Annotated in this window: 21 protein-coding genes; 11 read left to right on the top strand and 10 right to left on the bottom strand. The window is 59.8% G+C overall.

Going from position 1 to position 23,121, the window contains the following annotated elements; genetic code table 11:
* Positions 1-29 precede the first annotated feature (29 nt).
* The 6 genes from C4N24_RS06775 to rsmD form a co-directional block, all read right to left on the bottom strand.
* Positions 30-2,507: a peptidoglycan D,D-transpeptidase FtsI family protein gene (locus C4N24_RS06775; RefSeq protein ID WP_112090811.1), complete on the bottom strand. Its 2,478-nt coding sequence runs from the start codon at positions 2,505-2,507 to the stop codon at positions 30-32.
* Positions 2,508-2,620: 113 nt separating this feature from the next.
* A complete protein-coding gene (locus C4N24_RS06770; protein ID WP_112090810.1) occupies positions 2,621-3,100 on the bottom strand; it encodes a cell division protein FtsL in 480 nt (159 codons plus the stop codon).
* A gap of 39 nt (positions 3,101-3,139) precedes the next feature.
* Positions 3,140-4,105, bottom strand: a complete 966-nt coding sequence (gene rsmH, locus C4N24_RS06765) for a 16S rRNA (cytosine(1402)-N(4))-methyltransferase RsmH (protein ID WP_112090809.1) — start codon at positions 4,103-4,105, stop codon at positions 3,140-3,142.
* A 35-nt stretch (positions 4,106-4,140) separates the two neighbouring features.
* Positions 4,141-4,560, bottom strand: coding sequence for a division/cell wall cluster transcriptional repressor MraZ (gene mraZ, locus C4N24_RS06760; protein WP_112090808.1), 420 nt, complete (start codon positions 4,558-4,560; stop codon positions 4,141-4,143).
* A gap of 228 nt (positions 4,561-4,788) precedes the next feature.
* Positions 4,789-5,250: a hypothetical protein gene (locus C4N24_RS06755; RefSeq protein WP_005921047.1), complete on the bottom strand. Its 462-nt coding sequence runs from the start codon at positions 5,248-5,250 to the stop codon at positions 4,789-4,791.
* Positions 5,247-5,822 carry a 16S rRNA (guanine(966)-N(2))-methyltransferase RsmD gene (rsmD, locus tag C4N24_RS06750; RefSeq protein ID WP_112090807.1) on the bottom strand — a complete coding sequence of 192 codons (576 nt, stop codon included), beginning with the start codon at positions 5,820-5,822 and terminating at the stop codon, positions 5,247-5,249. Before rsmD ends, C4N24_RS06755 begins: the two co-directional genes overlap by 4 nt.
* A 188-nt stretch (positions 5,823-6,010) precedes the next feature.
* Between rsmD and C4N24_RS06745 the strand changes: the two genes are divergently transcribed.
* The 5 genes from C4N24_RS06745 (at position 6,011) to C4N24_RS06725 (ending at position 11,622) form a co-directional block, all read left to right on the top strand.
* Positions 6,011-6,631: a flavodoxin family protein gene (locus C4N24_RS06745; RefSeq protein ID WP_112090806.1), complete on the top strand. Its 621-nt coding sequence runs from the start codon at positions 6,011-6,013 to the stop codon at positions 6,629-6,631.
* 356 nt (positions 6,632-6,987) lie between these two features.
* On the top strand, positions 6,988-9,387 hold the full coding sequence (locus C4N24_RS06740) for a glycoside hydrolase family 2 protein (protein WP_112090805.1): 2,400 nt from the start codon (positions 6,988-6,990) through the stop codon (positions 9,385-9,387).
* Between the two features lie 147 nt (positions 9,388-9,534).
* The gene (locus C4N24_RS06735) at positions 9,535-9,930 is read left to right on the top strand and encodes a hypothetical protein (RefSeq protein ID WP_055185500.1); all 396 of its coding nucleotides are present in this window, start codon (positions 9,535-9,537) and stop codon (positions 9,928-9,930) included.
* Positions 9,931-9,936: 6 nt separating this feature from the next.
* Positions 9,937-10,782 carry a DUF5685 family protein gene (locus C4N24_RS06730; protein ID WP_112090804.1) on the top strand — a complete coding sequence of 282 codons (846 nt, stop codon included), beginning with the start codon at positions 9,937-9,939 and terminating at the stop codon, positions 10,780-10,782.
* 87 nt (positions 10,783-10,869) lie between these two features.
* Positions 10,870-11,622, top strand: a complete 753-nt coding sequence (locus C4N24_RS06725; RefSeq protein WP_112090803.1) for a J domain-containing protein — start codon at positions 10,870-10,872, stop codon at positions 11,620-11,622.
* 459 nt (positions 11,623-12,081) lie between these two features.
* Here C4N24_RS06725 and C4N24_RS06715 read toward each other — a convergent pair whose 3' ends face one another.
* Positions 12,082-12,561 carry a cytochrome C gene (locus C4N24_RS06715; protein WP_112090802.1) on the bottom strand — a complete coding sequence of 160 codons (480 nt, stop codon included), beginning with the start codon at positions 12,559-12,561 and terminating at the stop codon, positions 12,082-12,084.
* A gap of 349 nt (positions 12,562-12,910) precedes the next feature.
* On the opposite strand from C4N24_RS06715, the gene C4N24_RS06710 reads away from it, so the two are divergent.
* The gene (locus C4N24_RS06710; RefSeq protein ID WP_112090801.1) at positions 12,911-13,459 is read left to right on the top strand and encodes a TetR/AcrR family transcriptional regulator; all 549 of its coding nucleotides are present in this window, start codon (positions 12,911-12,913) and stop codon (positions 13,457-13,459) included.
* Between the two features lie 201 nt (positions 13,460-13,660).
* Positions 13,661-14,335 carry a hypothetical protein gene (locus tag C4N24_RS06705; RefSeq protein WP_112090800.1) on the top strand — a complete coding sequence of 225 codons (675 nt, stop codon included), beginning with the start codon at positions 13,661-13,663 and terminating at the stop codon, positions 14,333-14,335.
* Positions 14,336-14,614: 279 nt separating this feature from the next.
* On the opposite strand, the gene C4N24_RS06700 is transcribed toward C4N24_RS06705, so the two are convergent.
* The 3 genes from C4N24_RS06700 to C4N24_RS06690 all read right to left on the bottom strand — a co-directional run bounded on the left by C4N24_RS06700 (position 14,615) and on the right by C4N24_RS06690 (position 18,266).
* Positions 14,615-16,216: a glycosyltransferase family 4 protein gene (locus C4N24_RS06700; RefSeq protein WP_112090799.1), complete on the bottom strand. Its 1,602-nt coding sequence runs from the start codon at positions 16,214-16,216 to the stop codon at positions 14,615-14,617.
* A gap of 35 nt (positions 16,217-16,251) precedes the next feature.
* Complete coding sequence (locus tag C4N24_RS06695) at positions 16,252-17,046, bottom strand: hypothetical protein (RefSeq protein ID WP_112090798.1); 795 nt, start codon at positions 17,044-17,046, stop codon at positions 16,252-16,254.
* A gap of 104 nt (positions 17,047-17,150) precedes the next feature.
* Positions 17,151-18,266, bottom strand: coding sequence for an acyltransferase family protein (locus C4N24_RS06690; protein WP_112090797.1), 1,116 nt, complete (start codon positions 18,264-18,266; stop codon positions 17,151-17,153).
* A gap of 403 nt (positions 18,267-18,669) precedes the next feature.
* Between C4N24_RS06690 and C4N24_RS06685 the strand changes: the two genes are divergently transcribed.
* From C4N24_RS06685 to C4N24_RS06670, 4 genes are read left to right on the top strand one after another with little or no spacing between them, the layout of a single operon-like run.
* Complete coding sequence (locus C4N24_RS06685; protein ID WP_242983208.1) at positions 18,670-20,121, top strand: class I adenylate-forming enzyme family protein; 1,452 nt, start codon at positions 18,670-18,672, stop codon at positions 20,119-20,121.
* Positions 20,122-20,159: 38 nt separating this feature from the next.
* Positions 20,160-21,626 carry a class I adenylate-forming enzyme family protein gene (locus C4N24_RS06680; protein WP_112090796.1) on the top strand — a complete coding sequence of 489 codons (1,467 nt, stop codon included), beginning with the start codon at positions 20,160-20,162 and terminating at the stop codon, positions 21,624-21,626.
* A 27-nt stretch (positions 21,627-21,653) separates the two neighbouring features.
* Positions 21,654-21,896, top strand: coding sequence for an acyl carrier protein (locus tag C4N24_RS06675; RefSeq protein WP_005922973.1), 243 nt, complete (start codon positions 21,654-21,656; stop codon positions 21,894-21,896).
* 50 nt (positions 21,897-21,946) lie between these two features.
* Positions 21,947-23,110, top strand: coding sequence for a hypothetical protein (locus C4N24_RS06670; protein WP_242983207.1), 1,164 nt, complete (start codon positions 21,947-21,949; stop codon positions 23,108-23,110).
* Positions 23,111-23,121 lie beyond the last annotated feature (11 nt).

The raw sequence follows: 23,121 nt of genomic DNA, 5'->3' as shown, positions 1-23,121 counted from the left end.
GCGCAACAAGCCTTTGCAACGTGTCACTTTTACCCACAGGTCAGGGTGATGATGGTGCCGCGCTGCACGCTGGAGCCGGGCTCGGCGCTTTGCGCCTGCACCGTGCCGCTGCCCTCCACCACGCAGTTCAGCCCGGCGGCGCTCAGCATCTGGCGGGCAAAGTCCGGGCTCTTGCCTGTCACATCCGGCACCTCGGTGCGGCTGCCCTCATAGGTATCGGTATACAGGTAGATGGTGGTGCCGTAGGGCACCTTTGCGCCCGCGTGGGGGTACTGATAGGTGACCGGGGCAGCGGACTGGCTGCTCTGGCTCTCCTGCAATTGATGCTTTAAGCCCTGAATGTTCAGGCTCACCTGTGCGTTGCTCCACTCGGTGCCCACAAGGTTCGGCACCGTAACGATGGTACCGCTGCGGTCCTCGCCGTCGGTGGCGATGCCCAGATAGGGGGCTACCTCGCTGATGATATTGCCCGCCACAGGGGCTGCAAGGATGGAGGAATAGTCCGTCTTTGCGTTGTTGGGGTCGTCCAGCATGACGTAGACCAAAATTTCCGGGTCGTTGGCGGGCAGCACTGCCACGAAGGAAGCCACCTTTTTATAGTCGCCGTCGGCGCGGCGGTGCATATTCAGCTGCTCGGAAGTACCGGACTTGCCGCCGATGCGGTAGCCGGACACATAGGCGTTTTTGCCGCCGCCGGTGCCGTTGCCTACCTCATACTCCATCATCTCCCGGATGACCTCGCTGGCGCTCTGACTGATGACCTGACGGCGCACGTTTGCGCCGATCTCCTGAATGACGTTGCCGTTGGCATCGGTGATCTTATCCACCACATGGGGGGTGACCAGATACCCGCCGTTGACGGTGGCCGCAATGGCGGTGCACATCTGCAGCGGGGTGATGGCCATGGCCTGACCGAAGGAGGAGGAAGCCAGCTGCACCTCGCCCAGCTGGTCGGCGCGGTAGTACTGCATAAAGTTGGTCTCGCTGGGCAGGTCCACCCCGGTGCGGGCGGTAAAACCGAAGGCATCGAAGTAGTTATAGAACTGCTGCGAGCCGACGCGCTGCCCCAGCTGGATGTAGTAGATGTTGCAGCTCTTGCGCAGCGCCTCGGCCATATTGAGCAGGCCGTGCGCCTTGCGCCCTGCGCAGTGGTAGGTCTCCTTGGCAACACCGTACGCGCCGGAGCAGGTAAAGGTAGTGTTCATGGTCGCCACGCCGGAGTCGATGCCCATGGCGGAGGTGATGACCTTGAACACAGAGCCGGGGTAGTACAGTTCGGTGATGGCCTTGTTTTTCCACAGGATATCCCGGTAGTAGCCGGAATAGTCCGCTTCCTCGTCCAGAATTTTGTTGCCCTGTTCATCGGTGATGTAGTTGCCGTCGGCGTCCTTTTTATAGACGCCGTAAAGCTCCGGCTCTGCGTGCACCAGCTCGTTGAGATAAGCCTCGTTGGCGGTGTAGTTCAGCGGGTCGTTGGGGTCAAAGTCCGGCTTGGAAGCCATGGCAAGGATGGCACCGGTCTTGACGTTCATCACAATGGCGCAGCCGCGGTTTTCCACCGTGTTGGCTGCAATAGCTTCGTTCAGGTACCGCTCCGCGATCTCCTGCACGTTCACGTCCAGCGACAGCACCAGATTGGAGCCGTCCTTGGCGGCAAAGGTGGTAGCATTGGCGTCTGCAATGGCGTTGCCCACCGCGTTGCGCTGGGTGATGGTGCGGCCATCTACACCGGCCAAGGTGGACTGGTAGGATTTTTCCAGTCCGTAGGTGCCGACGCCGTCCGCATCCGTAAAGCCCAGCACCGCTGCGGCAAAGGCGCCGTAGGGGTAGTTGCGCTGGAAGCTCTTTTCCGAGGACACCGAGATGCGCCCCTTACGGGAGGTATCGGTGGCCTTTTTATGCGTCTTGTTGAAGCTGGTGACGTATTTTTCAATGGAAAGCTTCACCGCGTTGTTCACCTTGGTGGCAAGGGTGACGTAGGCAGAATCCAGCCGGGAAAGTGCATCGTAAACGGTCTGGTACTGCTGCTGGTACTCTGCCGAGGAGGTATCCACGCTGTCCATGCTTTCGCCGTCCCCAGAGAGCAGACGCAACGTCAGCTCCCGGCTCACCTCGGCGCACATGGCGGGGTCCAGCGTTTTGGTCACGGTGTCGTCATCATTGGTCTTGCTGGTATAAAGGATGCTGCTGTAACTGGGGTCTGCCCAGATAGTCCACACCACGCTGGTGGAAGCAAGGGTGATGCCGGAAGCATCGTAGATCTCGCCGCGGGTGGCCTTGATGGTGGTATCCAGCAGCTGCTGCTGGGCAGCGTACTGGCGGTACTCTGCCCCGTGGACGATCTGGATATTATACAGGCTGCGGATGACGATGGCGGCTGCCACCACCACCGCAAGGATGCCCAGACGGCTGCAAATCCGCCGCACCCGGCTGTCCAGCCGATCCCGTCCAGAAGCCGGACGCAGGCGGTAGCCCCTGCTTTTTTTGTTACGGAAAGGTTCTTGCATTGGTTCTCTCCTGCGGGGCGTGCACTGCATTCCGCACGCCCTGCGCTGTTATTTGTTCAGACTTCGGTGTCCATAAACCGAAAAAAGCGTGCGCCGCCGCACGCTTTTTCCGTTTATCTCACGGTGCCCAGAATGTTCACCGCGCCGGTGTACAAAAAGTCGGTCCATTGCCGCACGGTGGACTCCCGGCGCACCAGTGCGCCGCTCTCGCCCAGGCGGATGTAGGTGATCTGGCTGGGGTCTACTTTCATCAGACCCAGCCGCCCTGCGGTCTCCTCCACGCTGGCAATGTTGGTCTTGCTGTTCAGAGTGCTGTTGTAGTAGGTATACTGGCTCTGCTCGCTGACCAGCTGCGCTTTTGCGTCCTGGATCTGGTCGTTCAGCTCCACCAGCTGTGCCTCGCTCCACAGCAGACTGATGGCAAAACCCACCAGCAGTGCTGCCGCCACCAGATTCATGGCGTTATGTACGGCGGCCTGCAGCGGGTTCAACCGCCGCTTGCCGCCCTTTGCTACCCGCAGGTTTGCTTTGCGCTGCGGCTGCGGCGCCCTGCGGCGGCGCGCCGCGTTACGATCGTATGCTGGCTGACCCATGGTTCCTCTCCTCCTCATGATGCCGGTGCTTCCGGTATCTCAGCATTTTTCCAGTACACGCAGGTGGGCAGAACGGCTGCGCCGGTTCTCCTCCAGCTCCTGCGTATCAGCTTCAATGGGTTTGCGGGTGATAAGCTTTGCCTTTGCCTTGCCGCCGCATACACACACCGGAAACTCCGGCGGGCAGGTGCAGGCCGTGGACCAGCGGCGGAACTTGTTCTTGACCAGCCGGTCCTCCAGAGAGTGGAAGGTGATCACGCACAACCGGCCGCCCGGTGCAAGGTGATCGAAAATGGTATCCAAGCCCTCTTCCAGCGCATCCAGTTCATGGTTCACTGCAATGCGCAGTGCCTGAAAGGTGCGGCGGGAGGGGTTCTTGTTTTTGCGGCGCTCTGCCGGGGGCATCGCGCTTGCTACGGTATCTGCCAGCTGCAGGGTGGTCAGGATAGGAGCAGTTTCCCGCGCCTCCACGATCTTTCCTGCAATCTGCCATGCGTAGGGTTCCTCGCCGTAGTCCCGCAGGATGCGGGCCAGTTCCTCGCGGCTTTCGGTGTTCACAAGGTCTGCGGCGGTCTCGCCCTGCTGGCTCATGCGCATATCCAGCGGTGCGTCTGCCCGGTAGGAAAAGCCCCGGGCGGCATCGTCCAGCTGGTGGCTGGAAACGCCAAGATCCAGCAGTGCGCCGTTGATCTTTTCAATGCCCAGCTGCTCCAGCGCCTGCCCCGCATAGCGGAAATTGATCTGCACCACGGTGGCAGGCAGCCCGGCAAGACGCGCCCGCGCGGTCTGCACCGCGTCCGGATCCTGATCCAGCGAGATGAGTCTGCCGCCCTTGGCGGCATCCAGCCGCAAAGCGATCTGGCGGGAATGTCCCGCGCCGCCGGCGGTGCCGTCCAGATAGGTGCCCGCCGGGTCGATGGCAAGCCCTGTCAGGCACTCGTTCAGCAAAACGGGGATATGCTCAAACGAGGCCGGGTCAAAGGGCTGCTGTTCTTCAAAGGCCATTGGCACGGCCTCCTTTCTCGGTTTAATTTTTTGCATCAGAGGTGCAGCTTGCGCAGCTGCTCGGCGCGCTGGTCGTTGGTCACGGCGGCGCGGCGGGCGTTCCAGACCTCGGTGGCCCAGATCTCGGCGTGGTTGCGGTTGCCGATGATGGTCACGTCCTTTTCCAGCCCGGCGTAGGCGCGCAGCTCTGCGGGCAGCAGGATGCGTCCCTGCTTGTCCGGCACCACCTCGCAGGCGGTGCTGAACAGATCGCCGGAGACAGCCCAGCTGTTCATCAGCTCATCGCTTTCCAGCTTGTCCGCCAGCCGCTGGACTTCCTCCATGGGCAGTGCGAACAGGCAGTTGTCCACCCATTCCAGCACCACAAAGCTCTCGCCCATGGCGTCGCGGAATTTTGCGGGGAAGTTCAGCCGCCCCTTGGCATCGATGGTGTAATCATAACGGCCAAAAAACACGCGCTGCTCCCCCTTTCAGGGGCGTTTTCAGGGTGTATGCCCTACTTTTACCCACTTTGCCCCACTGATACATCTTTATTGTAGCAAATCAAGCCTGTGAATGCAAGGGTTTTCGGGCGGCTTTTTGCCGCAAAAGTCCACAAAAAAAGTCCCTGTGAGCCGTCATTTTTGCTCGCAGGGACTTCGTTTTCCGCAATGTGTGGAATTTGTGTGGAAAGTTGGCCGTTATCAGCCGTTTTTCTTGGCGTTCTGGCGCAGGCTGTTGCGGATGTTTTTGACCTGTGCGGCGTTTTCCACCATGGTGTCCTCGGTGGTGCGCAGCATATTCTCGCAGTAGTCGGTCACGGTCTGGCGCAGGGTGCGTGCCTCGGTCTGGGCTGCGGAGGTGATCTCAGAAGCGCGCTGCTGGGCAGCCTTGACGATCTCGGCATCGCTGACCAGAATGCGGGCGCGCTCCTCGGCCTTTTTCACAATGGCCTGTGCCTGTGCGTTGGCGCTGTCCACGATCTGTGCACGGTCGTTCACGATCTGCTGCGCCTGCCGCAGTTCGCCGGGCAGAGCCGCCCGCACCTCGTCCAGATAATCCCGGATCTGCTCCACATCCACGATGCGCTTGCCGCCGGAAAGGGGCACATTTGCGCTCTCTTCCAGTGCATCCTCAATGGTATCCAAAAGCTCGTTCACGTTCATAAGGCTTCTCCCTCCTGCTCAGCGGCGGGCTGCATGGGCTTTGTGTACTTCCACAGCAGCACCTTGCCGTATTTATACTGTTTCTGCAGGGTCAGACTGCCCGCCTGCGCGGGCAGCACGATGCCTGTTTTGCTCTCGCACAGCACGATGCCGCCCGGAGCAACGCACTTTTCCACGGCGGGCAGGATCTTTTCCAGCGTGCCGCCGCGGAAGGGCGGGTCCAGCAGCACCAGATCGAACTGCTCCCGGCAGGCCGATAAAAACCGCGCAGCCTCGCCGATATTCACCCGGCTGCGGTCAAACACGCCGCAGGCCTTGCAGTTGCGCATCACGATGCTTACCGCCTCCCGGCTCTCGTCCAGAAAGACGCACCGGGCCGCACCCCGGCTCAGCGCCTCGATGCCCAGCTGGCCGCTGCCGGCGTACAGATCCAGTACCCGTGCCCCGGGCAGGTCGAACTGTACGATGCTGAACATCGCCTCCTTCACCTGCGAGAGGGTGGGGCGGGTCACATCGGTGCCGGGCAGTGCTTCCAGCCTGCGGCCCCGGGCTTCTCCTGCGATCACGCGCATGATGTTACCTCCTTGCCGTAGCTGCCGCCCCCGCGGCAGCCAGTTTGAACTCTTTCGTATCCTTTATTATCTCCCATCTGCATAGCATTGTCAAGAGCCCGCATTGCGCTGCGGGCGGCTTTGTGCTACAATCATAGCAGCAATATTGCGCATTTTACGGCGCATTTCAGCAAAGGAGAGTATACAGCATGAAAGTTCTGCTCATCAACGGCAGCCCCCACGAGAAGGGCTGCACCTACACCGCCCTTTCCCTCATTGCCGGGGAGCTGAAGGCACAGGGCATCGAGACCGAGATCCTGCACGTCGGCGGTCAGCCCGTGGGCGGCTGCATCGGCTGCGGCGGCTGCCGCAGCGGCAACGGGTGCGTGTTCGGCGGCGTCGTCAACGAAGCCATTGAGAAGGCCAAGACCGCCGACGCCTTCGTGTTCGGCAGCCCGGTGCACTACGCCTCCGCTGCGGGCAACATGGCCAGCTTTATGGACCGTCTGGCCTACGCGGGCGGCAAGTATCTGGCCTACAAGCCCGCCGCCATCTGCTGCTCTGCCCGCCGCGCCGGTACCACCTCCACTCTTGACCAGCTGGTCAAATACCCCCAGTTCTTCCATATGCCGCTGGTCAACGGCTCCTACTGGGCGATGGTACATGGCTCCAACCCCGAGCAGGTATTGCAGGACGCCGAGGGCTGCGCCGTGATGCAGGAACTGGGCCGCAACATGGCATGGCTGCTGCGCTGCATCGAGGCCGGTAAGGCTGCAGGCATCGACCACCCGCAGAACCCGCCCCGCCCCATGACCAGCTTTATCCGCTGAGATAAAAGATTTGTTATGCGCTCCGCGTTGCTCTGCGCATCTTCAGCGGAAGAATTATTTTAAATTTATGGATTGGGAAACTCTACAGAGTTTCCCAATCCATTTTTTCACATACAGCCCCTCTCGTGAAAATGATTTCAGAGCCCCGGAACGCCGCTGGCGTTCCGGGGCTCCATTTCTATGGGCGATTTTGTACAATTTTTCCAAGTATTTCTTGGGCAACCTGCCACCCGGCAGCTTCCGCGCACTGCAAAATTTCTGCTGTTCCGGCACAAAAGGGGCGCGAATGCTTTTTTCGTTCATAACTTTGTGATACCATACCTCTATAAGCTTATCACTCAGACGGAGATCCTGCTATGGAACACTACGATTGGAACGAGGGCTGGCTGTTCACCCCCACATTCGACCCGGCGCTGGTGCGCCCGGAGTGCCCGGAGCTTTCCCTTACCCCGGTGCGGCTGCCGCACACGGTCAAACCCCTGCCTTATAACTACTGCAATGAGAACGACTACCAGCGCCTGTGCGGCTACCGGCGGGAGTTTTTTGCGCCCAAGGAGTGGCTGGGCCGCACCGTGCTGCTTACTTTCGGGGCAGTGGCACACGATGCCACTGTGTTCTGCAACGGGCGGCGGATGTTCCACCACGGCTGCGGCTACACCGCCTTTACGGTAGACCTGACCGGTGCGCTGCGTCTGGGGCAGAAGAATGTGGTGGCTGTGCGCTGCGACAGCCGGGAGGATCTGAACATCCCGCCCTTCGGCGGGCAGCTGGATGCGCTGACCTACGGCGGCATCTACCGCGCCGTCAGTCTGGATATCAAGGAGCCCGCCTACCTGCGGGACGTGTTTATTGAAGCAAAGGCGGAGGGCGATTTCCGCATCTACACCGCCACCGTGGGCGAGACGGTCGGCTGCACCCTGCAGGCCGAGATCCGCAGCCCCGCCGGGAGCCGGGCGGTGTACAGCGGCGAGCTTTCCCTGCCCATCACCGGCACGCTGAACAACGTGCACCCGTGGAGCTTAGAGCACCCTACCCTGTACACCCTGACCGTGCGGCTCATCCGCCCCGGCACCGGCGGTCTGCCCGACCGGGTGCTGGACGAAAAGACGGTGCGGTTCGGCTTCCGCACCGTGCAGTTCGTGGCGGGTGGGCTGTACCTGAACGGACAGCGGGTGGAATTGCGCGGCCTTGACCGGCACCAGAGCTACCCCTATCAGGGCTACGCCATGCCGGACAGCATCCAGCGGCTGGACGCCCAGCTGCTGAAAAAGGAGCTGGGCTGCAACGCCGTGCGCACCTGCTATGCGCCCCCCAGCCCGGCGTTTCTGGACGCCTGCGACGAGCTGGGTCTGCTGGTGTTCCCCGAGATGCCCGGCTGGCAGCACATCGGTGACGAGGTCTGGCAGGCGCAGGCGCTGCAGAACTGCCGGGAGATGGTGTGCCAGTGCCGCAGCCATCCCAGCATCTTTTTGTGGGGTGCCCGCATCTGCGGCAGCCCCGACAACGAGGCCTTTTATAAGCGCACCAACGAAGCCATCCACCGGCTGGACCCCACCCGCCCTACGGCGGGCAGCCGCAGCACCCGCAAGAGCCAGCTGCTGGAGGACGTTTACGCCTACAATGATTATTCCTACGCCGGGCGCGGCGCGGGCTGCGAGAACCGCGCCGCCGTGACCCCCGACACCCGCAAGGGCTACCTTATCAGCGAGTTCGGCGGGCAGAACTTCCCCGCCAAGCCCTTTGACGATGAGCCGCACCGTCTGGTGCAGGCACTGCACCACGCCGCCGTGCTGAACGACAGCATCGCCCAGCCGGGCGTTGCGGGCAGCTTTGGCTGGTGCATGACCGACTACAACACCCACCGGGAATTCGGCAGCGGCGACCGCATCTGCTACCACGGCGTGATGGATCCGTTCCGCAACCCGAAGCTCTCCGCCGCCGTCTATGCCAGCCAGAAAACGCCCCGCGCCCCCTCCGACATCGTGCTGGAGGTCTCCTCTGCCATGACGCTGGGCGACCTGCCCGGCGGCGCAGCCGCCGCCTGCTGGGTGTTCACCAACGCCGAGAGCGTGCGGCTGTACCGCGGCAACGACTTTGTGGCCGAGTTTACCCCCGACCGCCGGGGACGCTTTGCCGCCCTGCCCCACCCGCCCATCGAGATCAACGATTTTGTGGGCTCGCTGCTGGAAAAATACGAGGGCATGGATCACGCCACCGCCGTGCAGGCTGCCGCCATCCTCAACGAGCTGCGGCGGGACGCCATGGCGCTTTCACCCCTGTCCAAGGCGCGGATGCTCTCGCTGCGGCTGAGCTGGAATGAGCTGCTGCGGATGTACTACAAGTACATCGGTGTGCTGGGCAGCTCCGCGCCGGTGTACCGGTTCGAAGCGGTGTGGCATGGCCGCGCCGTGCGCACCGTGGTGCGGGAGCCGGTGCAGAGCGTCCGGCTGGAATGCACCGTGCACAACCCCTTGCTGACCGATGGCCCCACATGGGACTGCGCCGCGGTCAGCCTGCGCGCCATCGACCAGAACGGCAACCTGCTGCCCTACTGCGGCGAGGCCGTCTGCCTGTCCGTGGAAGGGCCGCTGAAAATTTTAGGCCCCTGCGTAGTGCCCCTGCGGGGCGGCATGGCGGGCACCTACCTTGCCACCACCGGCAAGGCCGGACGCGCCGTGCTGCACTGCCGCATGGAGGGAGCACTGGACACCGAAGCGGTGCTCACCGTGCGCAGCCGGGAGGAGCAAAACGTTTAATTTTCGTCCTTTCATGATAGATTTGCAGTCTGTTCAAAATTTTATCATGGTTGGCTGATATTCTAGAGGTACAAAGTATTCCGCAGGGCGGCGCTGCTGCCCTGCGTTTCCGTGTGTAAAGCCCCAGAGAAGAGGATGCGAAAACCTATGAGAGAAAAATTCCGTCAATTCATGATCGGCCGCTACGGCACCGATGGCCTGAACCAGTTTTTGAGCATGAGTTCCATCGTGATGCTGCTGGTATCGCTGCTCACCCGCGTTTCCCTGTTCACATGGCTGGGCGCGGCGCTGCTGATTTTGTGCTACTACCGCAGCCTGAGCCGCAATATCTCCAAGCGCACCGAGGAGAACTACCGCTTTTACAGCCTGAAGGATCGGTTCAATAACAAGTTCCGCAGCCTGAAGGAGCAGTGGGCCAACCGCAAGCTGTACCACTACTACCGCTGCCCTCAGTGCCGCCAGAAGCTGCGCGTGCCCCGGGGACGCGGACGCATCCAGATCTCCTGCCCGCGCTGCGGCACCCAGTTCATCAAAAAAAGCTGAGCCGCCATGTTCGGATATGTGATCCCGGATCGGGCCACCCTCAGCCCCGAAGCGCAGAGCCGCTACCGCTCGGCCTACTGCGGGCTGTGCCGCCGCATCGACGCTTTGCACGGGCTGCGGGGACGGTTCAGCCTGAGCTATGACCTGACCTTTTTGAACATTCTGCTGTGCAGTCTGTACGAGGGCGAAACCCCCGCAGACAGCGGTATAAACCGCTGTCCCATCCACCCGGTACACGGTGTACTTTGGCGCAGCGCCGACCCTACCGACTACTGCGCCGACCTGAGCGTGGCGCTGCATTACTACAACGCGCAGGACAAATGGCAGGACGACCGCAATCTGCTGGCGCTGGGGTACAGCGCCCTGCTGGACAACAGCACCGCCGAAGCCGCCCTGCGCTGGCCGCGCCAGTGCAATGCGATCCGCTCGTGTCTCGCCAAGCTTGCCGAGTACGAAGCCGCCGGCAGCACCGACCTTGATGCAGTGTCCGGCTGCTTCGGCACCCTGATGGCGGAGCTGTTCGACTACCGGCAGGACCGCTGGGCACCGGAGCTGCGCAGCATCGGCTTCCATCTGGGCAAGTTCATCTACCTGCTGGACGCCTACGACGACCTGCCCCGCGACAAGCGCCGGGACGCGTACAACCCCCTGCGGGAGCTGAGCACCCACCCGGACTATGAGGAAGAGATGCTGGACATCTTTGAGCTGCTGCTGGCACGCTGCGCACAGAACTTTGAGCGTCTGCCCTGCGTGGAGGACGCAGATCTGCTGCGCAACATCCTGTATTCCGGCGTGTGGCTGAAATACAACTGCAAAAACGCAAAACGCACCGGAAAGCCCGATGTGTCTTGATTTTGTGCCGATATTCCGGTAAAATAAAACGGATATGGTGCAGCGGCGCTGTACCGTCAGTATAATGAGTGAGGAAGTATACCGAGCATGAGAGATCCCTATGAGGTGCTGGGCGTTCAGCGCGGCGCAAGCGACGATGAGATCAAAAAAGCATACCGCGCCAAGTGCAAGCGCTGGCACCCGGATTTGAACCCCAACGACCCCACGGCCGAGGAGCACTTCAAGGAGGTGCAGGCCGCCTACGACGCTATTACCAAGGGCGATACCGGCCCCCAGATGGGCGGCAACCCCTACGGCGGCTACCAGCAGCAAAGCTATAACCGGCAGAGCTATGGGCAGCAGGGTTACGGCCAGCAGAACTACGGCTATACCGGTTTTGACGGCTTTGACGGGTTTGAGGGCTTCGACCCCTTTGGCTTTGGTTTTGGCTTTGGCGGCTACCAGCAGGCCGGGCCCAGTGCTTCCGGCACCGACACCCCGGAAATGCAGGCCGCCCGCAACTTTGTGGCCAGCGGCCGTTACGCCGAAGCGCGCCGGGTGCTGGACGGCATGACCGGCCGCAACGCGCGGTGGTACTATCTCTCCTCGCTGGCCAATCAGGGGCTTGGCAAAAGCGTGGACGCTTTGCAGGATGCCCGCCGCGCCGTGCAGCTGGACCCGAACAACACCGAGTACCAGATGCACCTGCGCCGGATGCAGAACCCCGGCCAGACCTACCGCACCCAGACCACCTACGCCCAGCCCGGCGGGCTTTTGCGCTGGTGCTGGAGCATGATTTTACTGAACCTGCTGTGCAACTGCTGCTGCGGCGGCTGGGGCTTCCGTGGGTTCAGAATGTAATGGGAAGTAGACGATTTGAAATGGCTTCCGCTATCGGGTTGCGGCACCCAGCATCCGCATCGTGCCTTGGGCGGCACTCGCGTCTTGCTGGCCGCTGCCCCAACAACTCCTCCCTGTTTCCGCCGCTGGCGGCGGTCGTCGTCGTTGCACTCTAGCCATTTTCAGCGGAAAAATTATTTTAAATTTCGGGATAGCGGAACGCCTGCGGGCGTTCCGCTATCCCATTTTCACAGGAGGGGTCGTAAAGGGAAACTACCTGTCAGCCGCTGCGTCCCTCCCCGTGAAAAAGTAAATCGGGAAAATCCGCAGATTTTCCCGATTTACAAATAAAAATAAAATTCCGCTATTGATGCGCAGAGCATCGCGGAGCGCATTCCAAATCGTCCACTCTGCCAAAAAAGGCTGCTGCACGCACGGTGCAGCAGCCTTTTTTCTGCTTACAAATGTAAGGGGATGCTCTTACTTCTGGGGAGCTTCGAAAGCGATGGCGGTAGCACCGGCAGCGGCGTCCACGCTCTTCAGAGAGATGGGAGCCACCTCGTAGTGCAGGGTGTCAAAGCTCTGGGTATTGCCGTCCTCGGTGGTGAACTCCAGAACGTAAACAACGTCAGCCTGCTTGTCAGCCTCGACATCGCGGGTGATGACGAGGCTCTCGCCGTCAGCCAGACCCTCGCCTGCCAGGTTCTCGCCCTTGTCCTCAGAGCCTGCATCGTACAGGTACAGCTCGGTCACCTTGCTGCCGGTGGTGTTGTACACGGTGTACTCGGCAGAAGCAGCCTCAGCCTCAGAGGAAGCAGCCTCGGAGGAAGCAGCCTCGGAAGAGGCAGCAGCAGAGGATGCGGTAGAGGATGCAGCGGTAGAGGCAGAGCCGCCGCAGGCGGTCATGCCAACAGCCAGTGCCAGAGCGGCAGCGGCAATTGCAACAGTCTTGAGCTTCATAGGGATTATCTCCTTTTTCGTCTTTTGTTGGTGTCAGGCCCCCGGCAGCATACCAACTGCCTTGGTTGGGCTGATATTCTTCCATTATACGCACGTTGACGAAAAAAGCAAGCTTTTTTCGTCAAAAATCAACGATAAAATAAGAATTGTTACTATTTTGACATGAATTTGGCACATTTTAGGAGATGTAAACTTGAATCATATCGTTGACATTCCGGCTGTTTTTTCCCTATGTGGCTGCGGGATAACGGCGCAGATAATTTTATTTTCCCCTTGACAGCCGCCAGCCGCCGCTGTATACTATGCATCGTGAACAGCGTTCATGTTGGGAGGTGAGCTTACGAATCCAATGGCAACGTCCAAAGCGGACATCCTGAAAACCAGCCGGGAGCTGATCCAGCAGAACGGCTGGGCAGCGGTCAACATCCGTGCGGTCGCCGCAGCCTGCGGGGTCTCCGTGGGCTGCATCTACAACTACTTCGGCTCCAAGACCGAGCTGGTAAGCGCGGCAGTGGAAAGCATCTGGAACGACATCTTCCACCACCCGGAGGACGAAGCCGTGTTTCAGGACACCCTGTCCTGCATCCAGTGGATGTACCGGCAGATGGAATACGGCTGCCAGCAGTATCCCGGCTTCTTCACCCACCACGCGCTGGGCTTTGTGCAGCAGGACACTGCCGGCGGCAAGCAGCAGATGCGGCAGACATGGCAGCACATTCTGGACGCTTTGTGCAGCGTGCTGCGCCACGATGCCAAGATCCGTCCTGACGCCTTTACCGAGCAGTTCACCCCGGAGCAGTTTGCGGGCATCCTGTTCTCCCTGATGCTGTCTGCGGTGGTGCAGCAGAGCTTCGACCCCTCTGCAGTGCTGGAGATCGTGCGCAGAACCATTTATTAAACAAAAAAACATCCCACAAGTCTTGTGGGAGTTTTTTAAGTCCGAATGTGAACACTGTTCAATTTGGTTTTTGCACCCCTCGAAACATACTATCACCAGCCCTTTTCCCTACGATGCTTCCGGTACGGCTCTGCCGCGCCGGTTCGCTATAAAAATCAAAAACAAAACCTGCGATCTAAAACAAACAAAGGGGACAAACGTATGCGAGCAATCATTGAAACCGTTTTCGACATCTTCTATCTGGTCACCGTGCTTACGGTGGGCATCCGCATGATCCGCGGCAGCAAGGCTGGCACCCAGTTCCGCCTGTTCGGCCTGATGGCCGTTGTGCTGGGCGCGGGCGACTCTTTCCATCTGGTGCCCCGCGCACTGGCACTGTGCACCACCGGTCTGGAAAACTACGCTGTGCCGCTGGGTCTGGGCAAGTGGATCACCTCTGTGACCATGACCGTGTTCTATGTGCTGCTGTACTACGTCTGGCGCAAGCGCTACCAGATCGAAGGGCAGAAGAACGTGACCGCCGCTGTGTACGCCCTGTCCGCTGTGCGCATCGTGCTGTGCATGATGCCGCAGAACCAGTGGCTCACCAACCACACCCCGCTGGCATGGGGCATCCTGCGCAATGTACCCTTTGCCCTGCTGGGTCTGCTGATCATCGTGCTGTTCTACCGCAGCGCCAAACAGAACAACGATAAGGCTTTCCGCTGGATGTGGCTGACCATCGTGCTGAGCTTCGGCTTCTATATCCCCGTGGTACTGTGGGCAGACGTCAACCCCCTGATCGGGATGCTGATGATTCCCAAGACCTGCGCCTACGTCTGGACCGTGCTCATCGGCTACAACGCCATGAAGGCCGAAACCGGCAAGCAGAACTGAGCCTGCACCTCCCCCGCTGCTTAGGGTGTATCTGAAAAGTCGAAAATTTAGTCTATTTCTACAAGCACAGCTGGATTTTGCGTTAAATAGCCTTGAAATCCACAAAGGATTCCTGCGGCTATTTGCCTTAAATCCCGCTTGTGTTTGCGAAATATTCGTCATTTTCTTTGTTTTCAGATACACCTTAACACAAAGGGGCGCACAAGACCCGGCAAAAAGACCGGAGCTGTATCAAGCCCTGAAAGGGCTTTACAGCTCCGGTCTTTTGTTTTTGCTATCTCATTCGCCGTCCGTCAGCTCTTTTACAAGCCTTGTCAGGGTGGCTACATAGGACTCGTTGGAGAACTGCTGCTCATACAGCCGGCGGCAGTCATCGTGCATGGCAGCCAGCATCTCCGGGTGCTCGATCGCCCAAGCCAGCTTGTCGGCCAGCTGCTGCGGGTCGTCGTCCTTGTACAAAAAGCCGTCCACGCCCTCGGTCACAAGTCCCGCCGTGCCGGTGTGCTCTGATACGATGGAGGGCTTGCCGAAGATCAGACCCTCGGTGACAAAGGTAGGCATGGGATCATCGCGGGAAGCGCACACCACGCAATTGCACTGCTCCATCAGGGATTTCACCTCCGGGCGCTCCAGCCGCTTGCGGTAGAACACCGTCTGTGGGTAATCCCGCACCAGACTGTCCACGGCGTTGTACATCCCCTTGTCGGCGGCTTTGCCCACAAAGAGGAAGGCGGCTTTTTCCCGCACCGCAGAGGGCAGCAGCCGGATGGCATTGCAGAAGATATCCGGGCCCTTGCGGGGCTCCAGCGAGCCGACCGTTACAAAGAGGGTGCGTCCCCCGGCAAAGCTGATGTCATAGCGGGGGAACTGCTCGGCGGCGTAGTCCGGCAGACCGTAGATCAGCTGCTCGATTTCAAAATCCGGCCGGACGGAGTGCATGGCGGCGGTGGCGTGGGAGCCTACGGCGCAGACATGGATATTTTTGCCCAGCGCCTTGGGGATGCTGTGAGAGATGAAGGGGTAGCCCGCAAAGGCATCGTGCAGCCACCACAGCACCGGCACAAAGGAGCCGTTCAGGGTGTTCACCACCGGCGCTTCCACCACCGTGTTGGCCAGCACAAGGTCTGCGCTGGTGGCCAGCCCCCACAGGGCGCTGGAAGTAACGCAGTCCGGGCGGGTGACCACGGCGGCACCGGCGTCCAGAAACAGCTGCAGCGGGCCCTCGTCCGCAGGGCCCAGCACTACTACCTCAAAGCCAAGGCTGCGCAGCACCGGCACGGCGCTTACCAGCACGATGGGCGCGCCGGTCATGGTCAGCTCGTGGCTCAGGATCAGCGCGCGGCGTCCCTTGGCGGAGAATACGTCCTCGGCGCACAGCTCCCGGCGGAAGTGCAGCAGCGCCTGCGGGATGCAGCAGCTGTGCTGCGCCATGGCGTGGGACAGGCGCAGCAGCTCGGTAACGCTGTCCCTGCCCCGGGCGGCGGCGCGCACCTTGTCCAGCAGTGCCCGGGACACCATGGCGCAGCTGCTGCCGGGCAGGTGCCGGGTGCTCAGGTACAGGGCGGTAGAGCCGTCAAAGCCAAAGGAGGCATCGCAGACTGCAAGGTCTGCACCCTCCCGCAGGGCAGCGGCAAAATAGGTCAGGGCGGTAGGGATGCATTCCACATCCTCGCTCACCAGCAGCACCCCTGCCACATCGGGGGTCAGCTCGCCCTCCAGCGCAGTCACCAGACGGAACTTGCGGTGCAGCTGGTTTTGCAGCGCCGTTTCCAGCGCCTTGTGACGCCCCGGCGCATAGACCAGAAGATAGGTGCTCTGGGTATCGGTATAGGCCTGCTTGGACAATTGCTTGCGCTGCAGGGTACTGTAACTGGTGTACATCGATCCAACTCCTCCGGGCAGAATATCGGGCGGGCTCAGTGGCCGCGCAGCAGGGTCAGCAGTCTGCGCAGCGGAGCGGTCAGCCGCCAGCTGCTGCTGGCGCGTATCGTTTCCAGCGAGACCTGATATTCGTGCTGGATGCCCTGCAAAGTCAGCAGCTGCTGGTTCAGCCGCATACATTCGGCGCGGCTGGCCTGCAGCATCTCATCAGCCTCCTGCGCGGCGGCAGCATTCTTCAGCTTCAGCTCGTTCAGTGCCCGCAGCAGAGATTTGCCGGGCTGCTCGTGCAGAAAACGCCCCAGCGGGTAGTAGTGGTAGTTTACCGCAAACTTCATGCCGGCGCTAAAGCCGGTGGTGCAATGCAGCGAAAGGTTCGGGTCCACATCCAAAAACAGCAGGCAGTCCTCCTGCAGCATAAGGCCGTTGACCGACTGAAAGCTGATGCGCTCGTCCGAAATGGCAAGATCGGTGATGCAGCAGGCCAGCTCGCCGGGATCCAGCCGGACAGCGCGGGCGTCCTCCGGCAGAACAAAGGTGACCGACACCTCATGGGTCAGCTCGTTGTGGGCGTCCTCGGCTGCGATCAGGCATTCCCGGGGCGAAAAGCCGCTGCCGGTGTCGTAGAACAGCTGCGGCAGGGTGAGGGTAAAGTTATCCGTCTCCGTGCTGTGCTTGGCAAGCTCGGTCTGGCAGACCAGCAGCTGCTGCTCCAGCTCCAGACACCGCTGTGCCAGCTGGGAAACACCCTCGTCCGAGAGCCTGAGCTGCTGCTCCAGCTCTGCAATATGCGCCTGCAGGGCAGCAGGGGTCGCGGGGAGTTCATGGTTCATAACGGGATCCTCCTCTTCCTTATCCTATAAGCTCAGCTGCGCCGCCGCAGCCGCAATGTGCTGAAAAGCCGTTTGCATAAGCATTGCAAGCAGCTTCCGAAAGATCAGTGCCGCGCAGTGTAGTGCACCTGCGGGGTGTGCCGCCGGGCGGGGAACAGCCGGATGATCAGCTCCCGCCGCCGCTGCAGCAGGGCACAGACCAGCCAGATGGAGCCCAAAGAAAAGGCATATTCCAGCCCGATGCCCACAAACGGGCGGTCGGCGTATTTTGCCGCAAGCAGATACCACGGAATGGCGGTAAGCTCCACGGTATGTATACAGAAGATATACAAAGAGCGGCGTCCGACGGCCTCAAAAAAGCTCACCAGCGCGTTCCGGTGCCGGTTCAGCCGCAGAAACAGCCGGACGAACAGCAGGCCGGCAAGGCCGTCCAGCAGGATGCTGATGGGGCCTAAGGTCCACTCTGCCATGGAAACGCAGTCGGTGCTGCCGGTGGCAAAGGCAGCCACCGGGATCAGCAGAACAGCTGCCCACAGGATGCAGGACATCCGGCGGGACAAGGGCTGATCCAGCCAGTGCTGCCGCTTGGCAAGGTAGCCGATGTACAAATACGGCGTGATCACCGCGCCCTGAATCAGGCAGAAAGGCAGCTCCCACGCAAGGCTGGTGCCCCAGCCCAGCAGGGCGGCACCGCCCACTACCCACGAAACGTACCGCTCCGGGAAGATGTTCAGGATGACGTCCAGCAGGATCCAGCCCACCAGCAGCGCCAGCAGATACCACATGGGCCCGCAGGAAAAGAACTCCTGCCCAAAGTAGGTGGCCGTATGGGGCAGACCCAGCAGAAAGCCGCCCGCCACCTTGATGCTCTCGGTCAGCGAGCCGGGCAGGTAGTGAAAGGTCTTATAATGAATGATAAAATGCAGCACTGTGGTGAACACCGCAGTATAGCAAAAGGGCTTGAGCAGACTTTTGAGCTGCTGGTGGATGCATTTGTGGATAGAGCGCTTGCGGAAGCCGTAGCCGCTGGCAATAAAAAAGGCTGCCATCAGCGTTTCGCGGTAGATAAAGCAAAAAAAGGCGGTCAGTGACAGGCCGTTCGACAGCTGGAGCGGATAAAGCTCTACGGTATGCCCCAGCACGATGGACAGCATCCCTGCGCCCTTGAGCATATCAAACATCCCGATGGAGCTGACAGTGCGGGGCTTGGTTGTTTCCATGAAAGATTCCTTCCCTGCGCCGGGCAGATACCCCCCTCGAGAAAAAGCCGGATACGGCGCAAATGATCAGTTTTTATGCAGCATTGCTATGATATATGGCTAGTATAATGCTTTTTGGGGAGACTGTCAATTTTGTTTTGCAGTCCGCGCCATACCGGAACTGGTATTTTGCGCTAAAAATTGTAGCACAGGAACCGGCGGATTGCAACGAAAGGTAGAATTTGGCCAGACTGCGCCAAAAGATACGCAACAAAAACTTGTCAAGATAAGAAATTAAATGTTGCAGAAGTATTGCATTGCGCTGGAAAATATTGTATACTGGGCACAGTTGAGCGCCCGGGCTGCGCCCCGAAGGACGGAGCCGGACGCTGGGCAGGACAAAATGCTCCGGGAGGTTAAAATTATGGTCACATCGCTGTATCAGTCACTTTGTAATATGGAAACGATCTATGCGGACCACGTGGCGATCCGGTATTATGACGAGACAAAACAGGGCGTAACGGAGGTGTACTACCGCCAGTATGCCCAGGATCTGCGCAGGTTCGTCAGCTTCCTGCGCAGTAAGGCAGGGGATGTCAAGGGGCAGCGGGTCGCGATCCTGGCCCGCAACAGTTACCACTACGTCATCTGTATGTACGGCACCGTGCTGGCGGGCGGTGTGGCAGTGCCGCTGAATATGGGCAAGAACTGGGACGAGATCCAGTACGAGCTGGATCTGGTGGAGCCGGTCTGTGTGCTGCAGGACGGTGAGTATCTGCAGTGGGAGCCTGCCCTGGCGGATGCCTACAGTGCAAAGCTGGAGCCGATGGATGCCTTTACCGCCTTTGCCCCCGCACAGGATGTAAAGGAAGTGGAAGATCTTGCCGCGATGGCCTTTATCATGTTTACCTCCGGCACCACCGGCCGCAGCAAGGGCGTTATGCTGAGCCAGAAGAACCTGTTTGCGGCCATGCCCGCCTTCCTGAATCCGTTTGATGATGTGCGCAAGGCGACCGGCTGGGACACCGATAAGTTCTGCTCGCTGTCCGCGCTGCCCATGTTCCACATCTCGGCCATGACCAGCCTAGTATCCTGGAGCATTACCGGCCACTGCATCAACCTGTGCAACGACCTCAAGTATTTCTACCGCGATATCGGCGCGATGCACAGCGAGGTGATGGCTGTGGTGCCGGTGCTGCTGAAGAGCCTGTATAAGGATGTGATGAAGGGCCGCCGCGACCGTCTGAATGGCCTGTGCGTCCTGACCTGCGGCGCAGCCATGTTCGACCCCAAGATGCTCAAGGACCTGATGGACAAGGGCTTCTTTATTGCCCAGATGTACGGCCTGACCGAGACCTGCGGCGATGGTGCCTGGAACTCCTCCCAGGAGGAAAAGCACCTGACCAGCGTGGGCCATGTGGACAACAGCTGCGAGTATAAGCTGGACGATGGCGAGCTGTGTATGCGCGGCACCCCCATCATGCTGGGCTACTATAAGGACCCCGAGGCCACGGCTGAGGTCATCGACAAGGACGGCTGGTTCCACACCGGCGACATCGCCCGGCTGGAAGAGGACAGCTATATGTACCTGACTGGCCGCAAGAAGAACCTGATCATTCTGGACAGCGGCGAGAACATCAGCCCCGAGGAGCTGGAGGATCTTGTGGAAAAATGCCCCGCCGTGAAGGAATGCATCGTGAAGGAAATGGGCAAAAAGATCGGCGCTGTGGTGTACTGCCCGCAGGACAAGCAGCAGACTGTGCAGGATCATATTACCGAGATGAACCGTACCCTGCCGCTGTATAAGCGCATCGGTGTGGTGGAGTTCAGTGCAGAGCCGCTGCCCCGCAATGCTACGGGCAAGCTGATACGCTGAGTATAAAGCAAACAGAACAAAACAGGATGGAATCTACAATGGAAAAATTCGTGAGCACGATGTACGATGCCATTACGCAGGGCATGGAAAAGGAATTTCCCGAGCGCGTGGCCTTCCGTTACTACACCGAGGAGACCGACATGGTGACCACCGTCCTTTTTAAGGAGCTGGCACAGGATGTCCGCCGGACGGTCACCTATCTGCAGAGCACCATCCCGGACGCGAAGGGCAAAAAGGTCTGCCTGCTGAGCAAGAACAGCTACGAGTATGTGGTAAACACCTTCGGCGCGATCATGGCAGGCTGCGTGCTGGTGCCGATGAACCAGCGCAAGAGCTGGGCAGAGATGTCCCACGAGCTGGAGCTGGTTGAGCCCGCCGTCATCCTGACCGACGGCGAGGACTACGGCAATAAGGCACAGCTGGAAGCCGCCTACGGCAGTCTGCTGCATCCCATGGACGAGTTCCGCCGCTATGAGCCGGCGGCGGAGCTGCACCCCATCGGTCACGACGACCTGATGGTGCTGATGTTCACCTCCGGCACCACCGGCCTGAGCAAGGGCGTTATGATGAGCGAGCGCAACCTGTTCAGTGCAGGTCAGGTGCTGTGGGCCATCTCCGCACAGCTGGCAGACAAGATCGATCTGACAAAGCCCCTGCCCGGCCACTACATGGTGCTGCCCATGTTCCATCTGGGTGCTTTCATCGACCTGTTCTCCACCACCGTCATGGGCTGGCCGCTGAATCTGGGCAGCGATATCCGCGACTTCTACCGCGATATCCAGAAGATGCCCAGCCAGATCATGTCTGTGGTGCCGATGATCATGAACGCCCTGCATAAGGATGTGATGCGCGGACACCGTGACCGTCTGGGCGATCTGTGGGTGCCCATCGGCTCCTCTGCCATGTTTGACCCGCAGGTGCTGCTGGATATGGTGCACAACGGGATGTTCGTCATCCAGTGCTACGGTGCTACCGAGACCTGCGCCGCCGGCATCATCAACTTTGCACAGGACGAAAAGCACATTGGCGCCGTGGGTCAGGGCAGCGAGTACATGGACTACAAGATCGAGCCGGACGGAGAGCTGTGTATGCGCGGCGACTGCGTGATGATGGGCTACTATAAGGACCCGGAGGGCACCGCAGAGGTCATCGACAAGGACGGCTGGGTGCATACCGGCGACCTTGCCCGAGTGGACGAGGACGGCTACTACTACATCATCGGCCGCAAGAAGAACCTGATCATTCTGGACAGCGGCGAGAACATCAGCCCCGAGGAGCTGGAGGGCATGGTAGAAAAATGTCCCGTCGTACAGGAATGTATCGTAAAAGAACTGGGCAAAAAGATAGGTGTTGTGGTATACTGTGAAAAGGAGCACCAGCAGACCGTGCGGGACTTTGTTACCCAGATGAACCGTACTGTCCCCCTGTACAAGCGCATCGGCGTGGTGGAGTTCAGCGAAACGCCGCTGCCCCGCAACGCTACGGGTAAGCTGGTACGCAAGTAAAACGCAACAGAAAGGAAGCATAATACGATGGAACGTGCAGAAATCATTTCTCAGATCACGGCTATTCTGGAGGATGTCGCAGAGGTATCACCGGAGGATGTGACCGAAAGCAGCGTCCTGATGGACGATCTGGATCTGTCCTCTATGGAGATCCTGACCATTGTGGCAGATCTTGAGGAGACCTTTGGTCTGCGCATCCCGGAAAAGGAGCTGCGCAACTTTGTCACCATGGGTGATCTGGTGGATTATCTGGCAGCAAACGTGGGGTAAAACCAATGGAAACACAACAGCGCTCGACGGAATATAACTTTCAGGGTGTTATGTATTTTTTCCGTCGGGAAAAAGTCCAGTGCCGGTACCAGTTCTCGCTGCGGGATGCGGTGGATCTCACCCTTTTGCAGCGGGCACTGACAACGGCCTTGGCAAGTGCGCCTTATTATACCCAGCGTCTGGTGCAGGAAAAGCGGGAGATGTGGCTGGAGCCCAACACTGAGCCCTGCCTTGTGTACCACGGCAGCACCATGCGCAATATCCCGGAACAGACGAACGGCTACCTGTTCTGCGTCAGCTGCGAAGGGGATACCATCTACTTTGACTGGCATCACTTCCTACTGGACGGCCACGGGGTATCGCCCCTGTTCACCAGCATTCTGGAGCAGTACTGCAACCTGCGTTACGGCACTGCCTTTGCGGTGCAGCAGATCGTGTGCGACCCGCCCTATGATATGGATGCCATGCTGGCAGAGTATCCACCCGTGGAATGCGGAAGTGATGCCATCCAGCGGGACGTGGTGCAGACCTACGAGGGTACGCTGCGCCGCACCCGGGTGTGCCTGAGCAAGCAGAGCCTTGTGGAAAAAGCACTGGCAAACAACGCAAAGCCGGTAAGCGCCCTGATGGGTCTGCTGTGCATGGCCATGCGGGAGTATCTGGGCAAGGAGAAGATCCAGTATTCCTACTCCTCCGATACCCGCGATGTGGCTGGTGTGCCGAATGCGCTGTACAACTGCGTATGCAGCTTTGAGCATACAGTGCAGCTGCAAGCTCAGACCCGCCTTGCGGATTTTATATCTGACGTAGATGCAGACATCAAGCGGGACTTGCAGCCGCAATCCAAGCGCCGCCGCATGACCGAGCAGATGGGCTGGGTGTACAAGGTGAATCAGCAAAAAGCCCCCCTGCGCATCAAGCAGCGGGTGTTCCAGATGGGCGAGTACATTGGTGGCACTATTTCGGATTTCTGGCTCAGCTATCTGGGCAATCCGCTGATGCCCGCCACCCCGGAGCTGGCACAGTACACCACGGATTTTGGTGTCTGGGTGCCGCCGGATGGCGCATCCGTGGGCGTGGAAGCCGCCAGCCTGAACGGAAAGATCATCCTGTGCATCCACAACAAGGCACCCCACCCGGGTCTGGCCGATATTCTCCGCAAGACCTTTGAAAACGAAGGTGTCACCGTGCTGGAAGCCGCCGATCTGGACTGAGAAGTACATAA

Source organism: Faecalibacterium prausnitzii, from assembly GCF_003287405.1.
Lineage (GTDB): Bacteria > Bacillota > Clostridia > Oscillospirales > Ruminococcaceae > Faecalibacterium > Faecalibacterium intestinale.
Note: the sequence above shows the minus strand (reverse complement) of the source record. Positions and strands in the feature narration are given on the sequence as shown.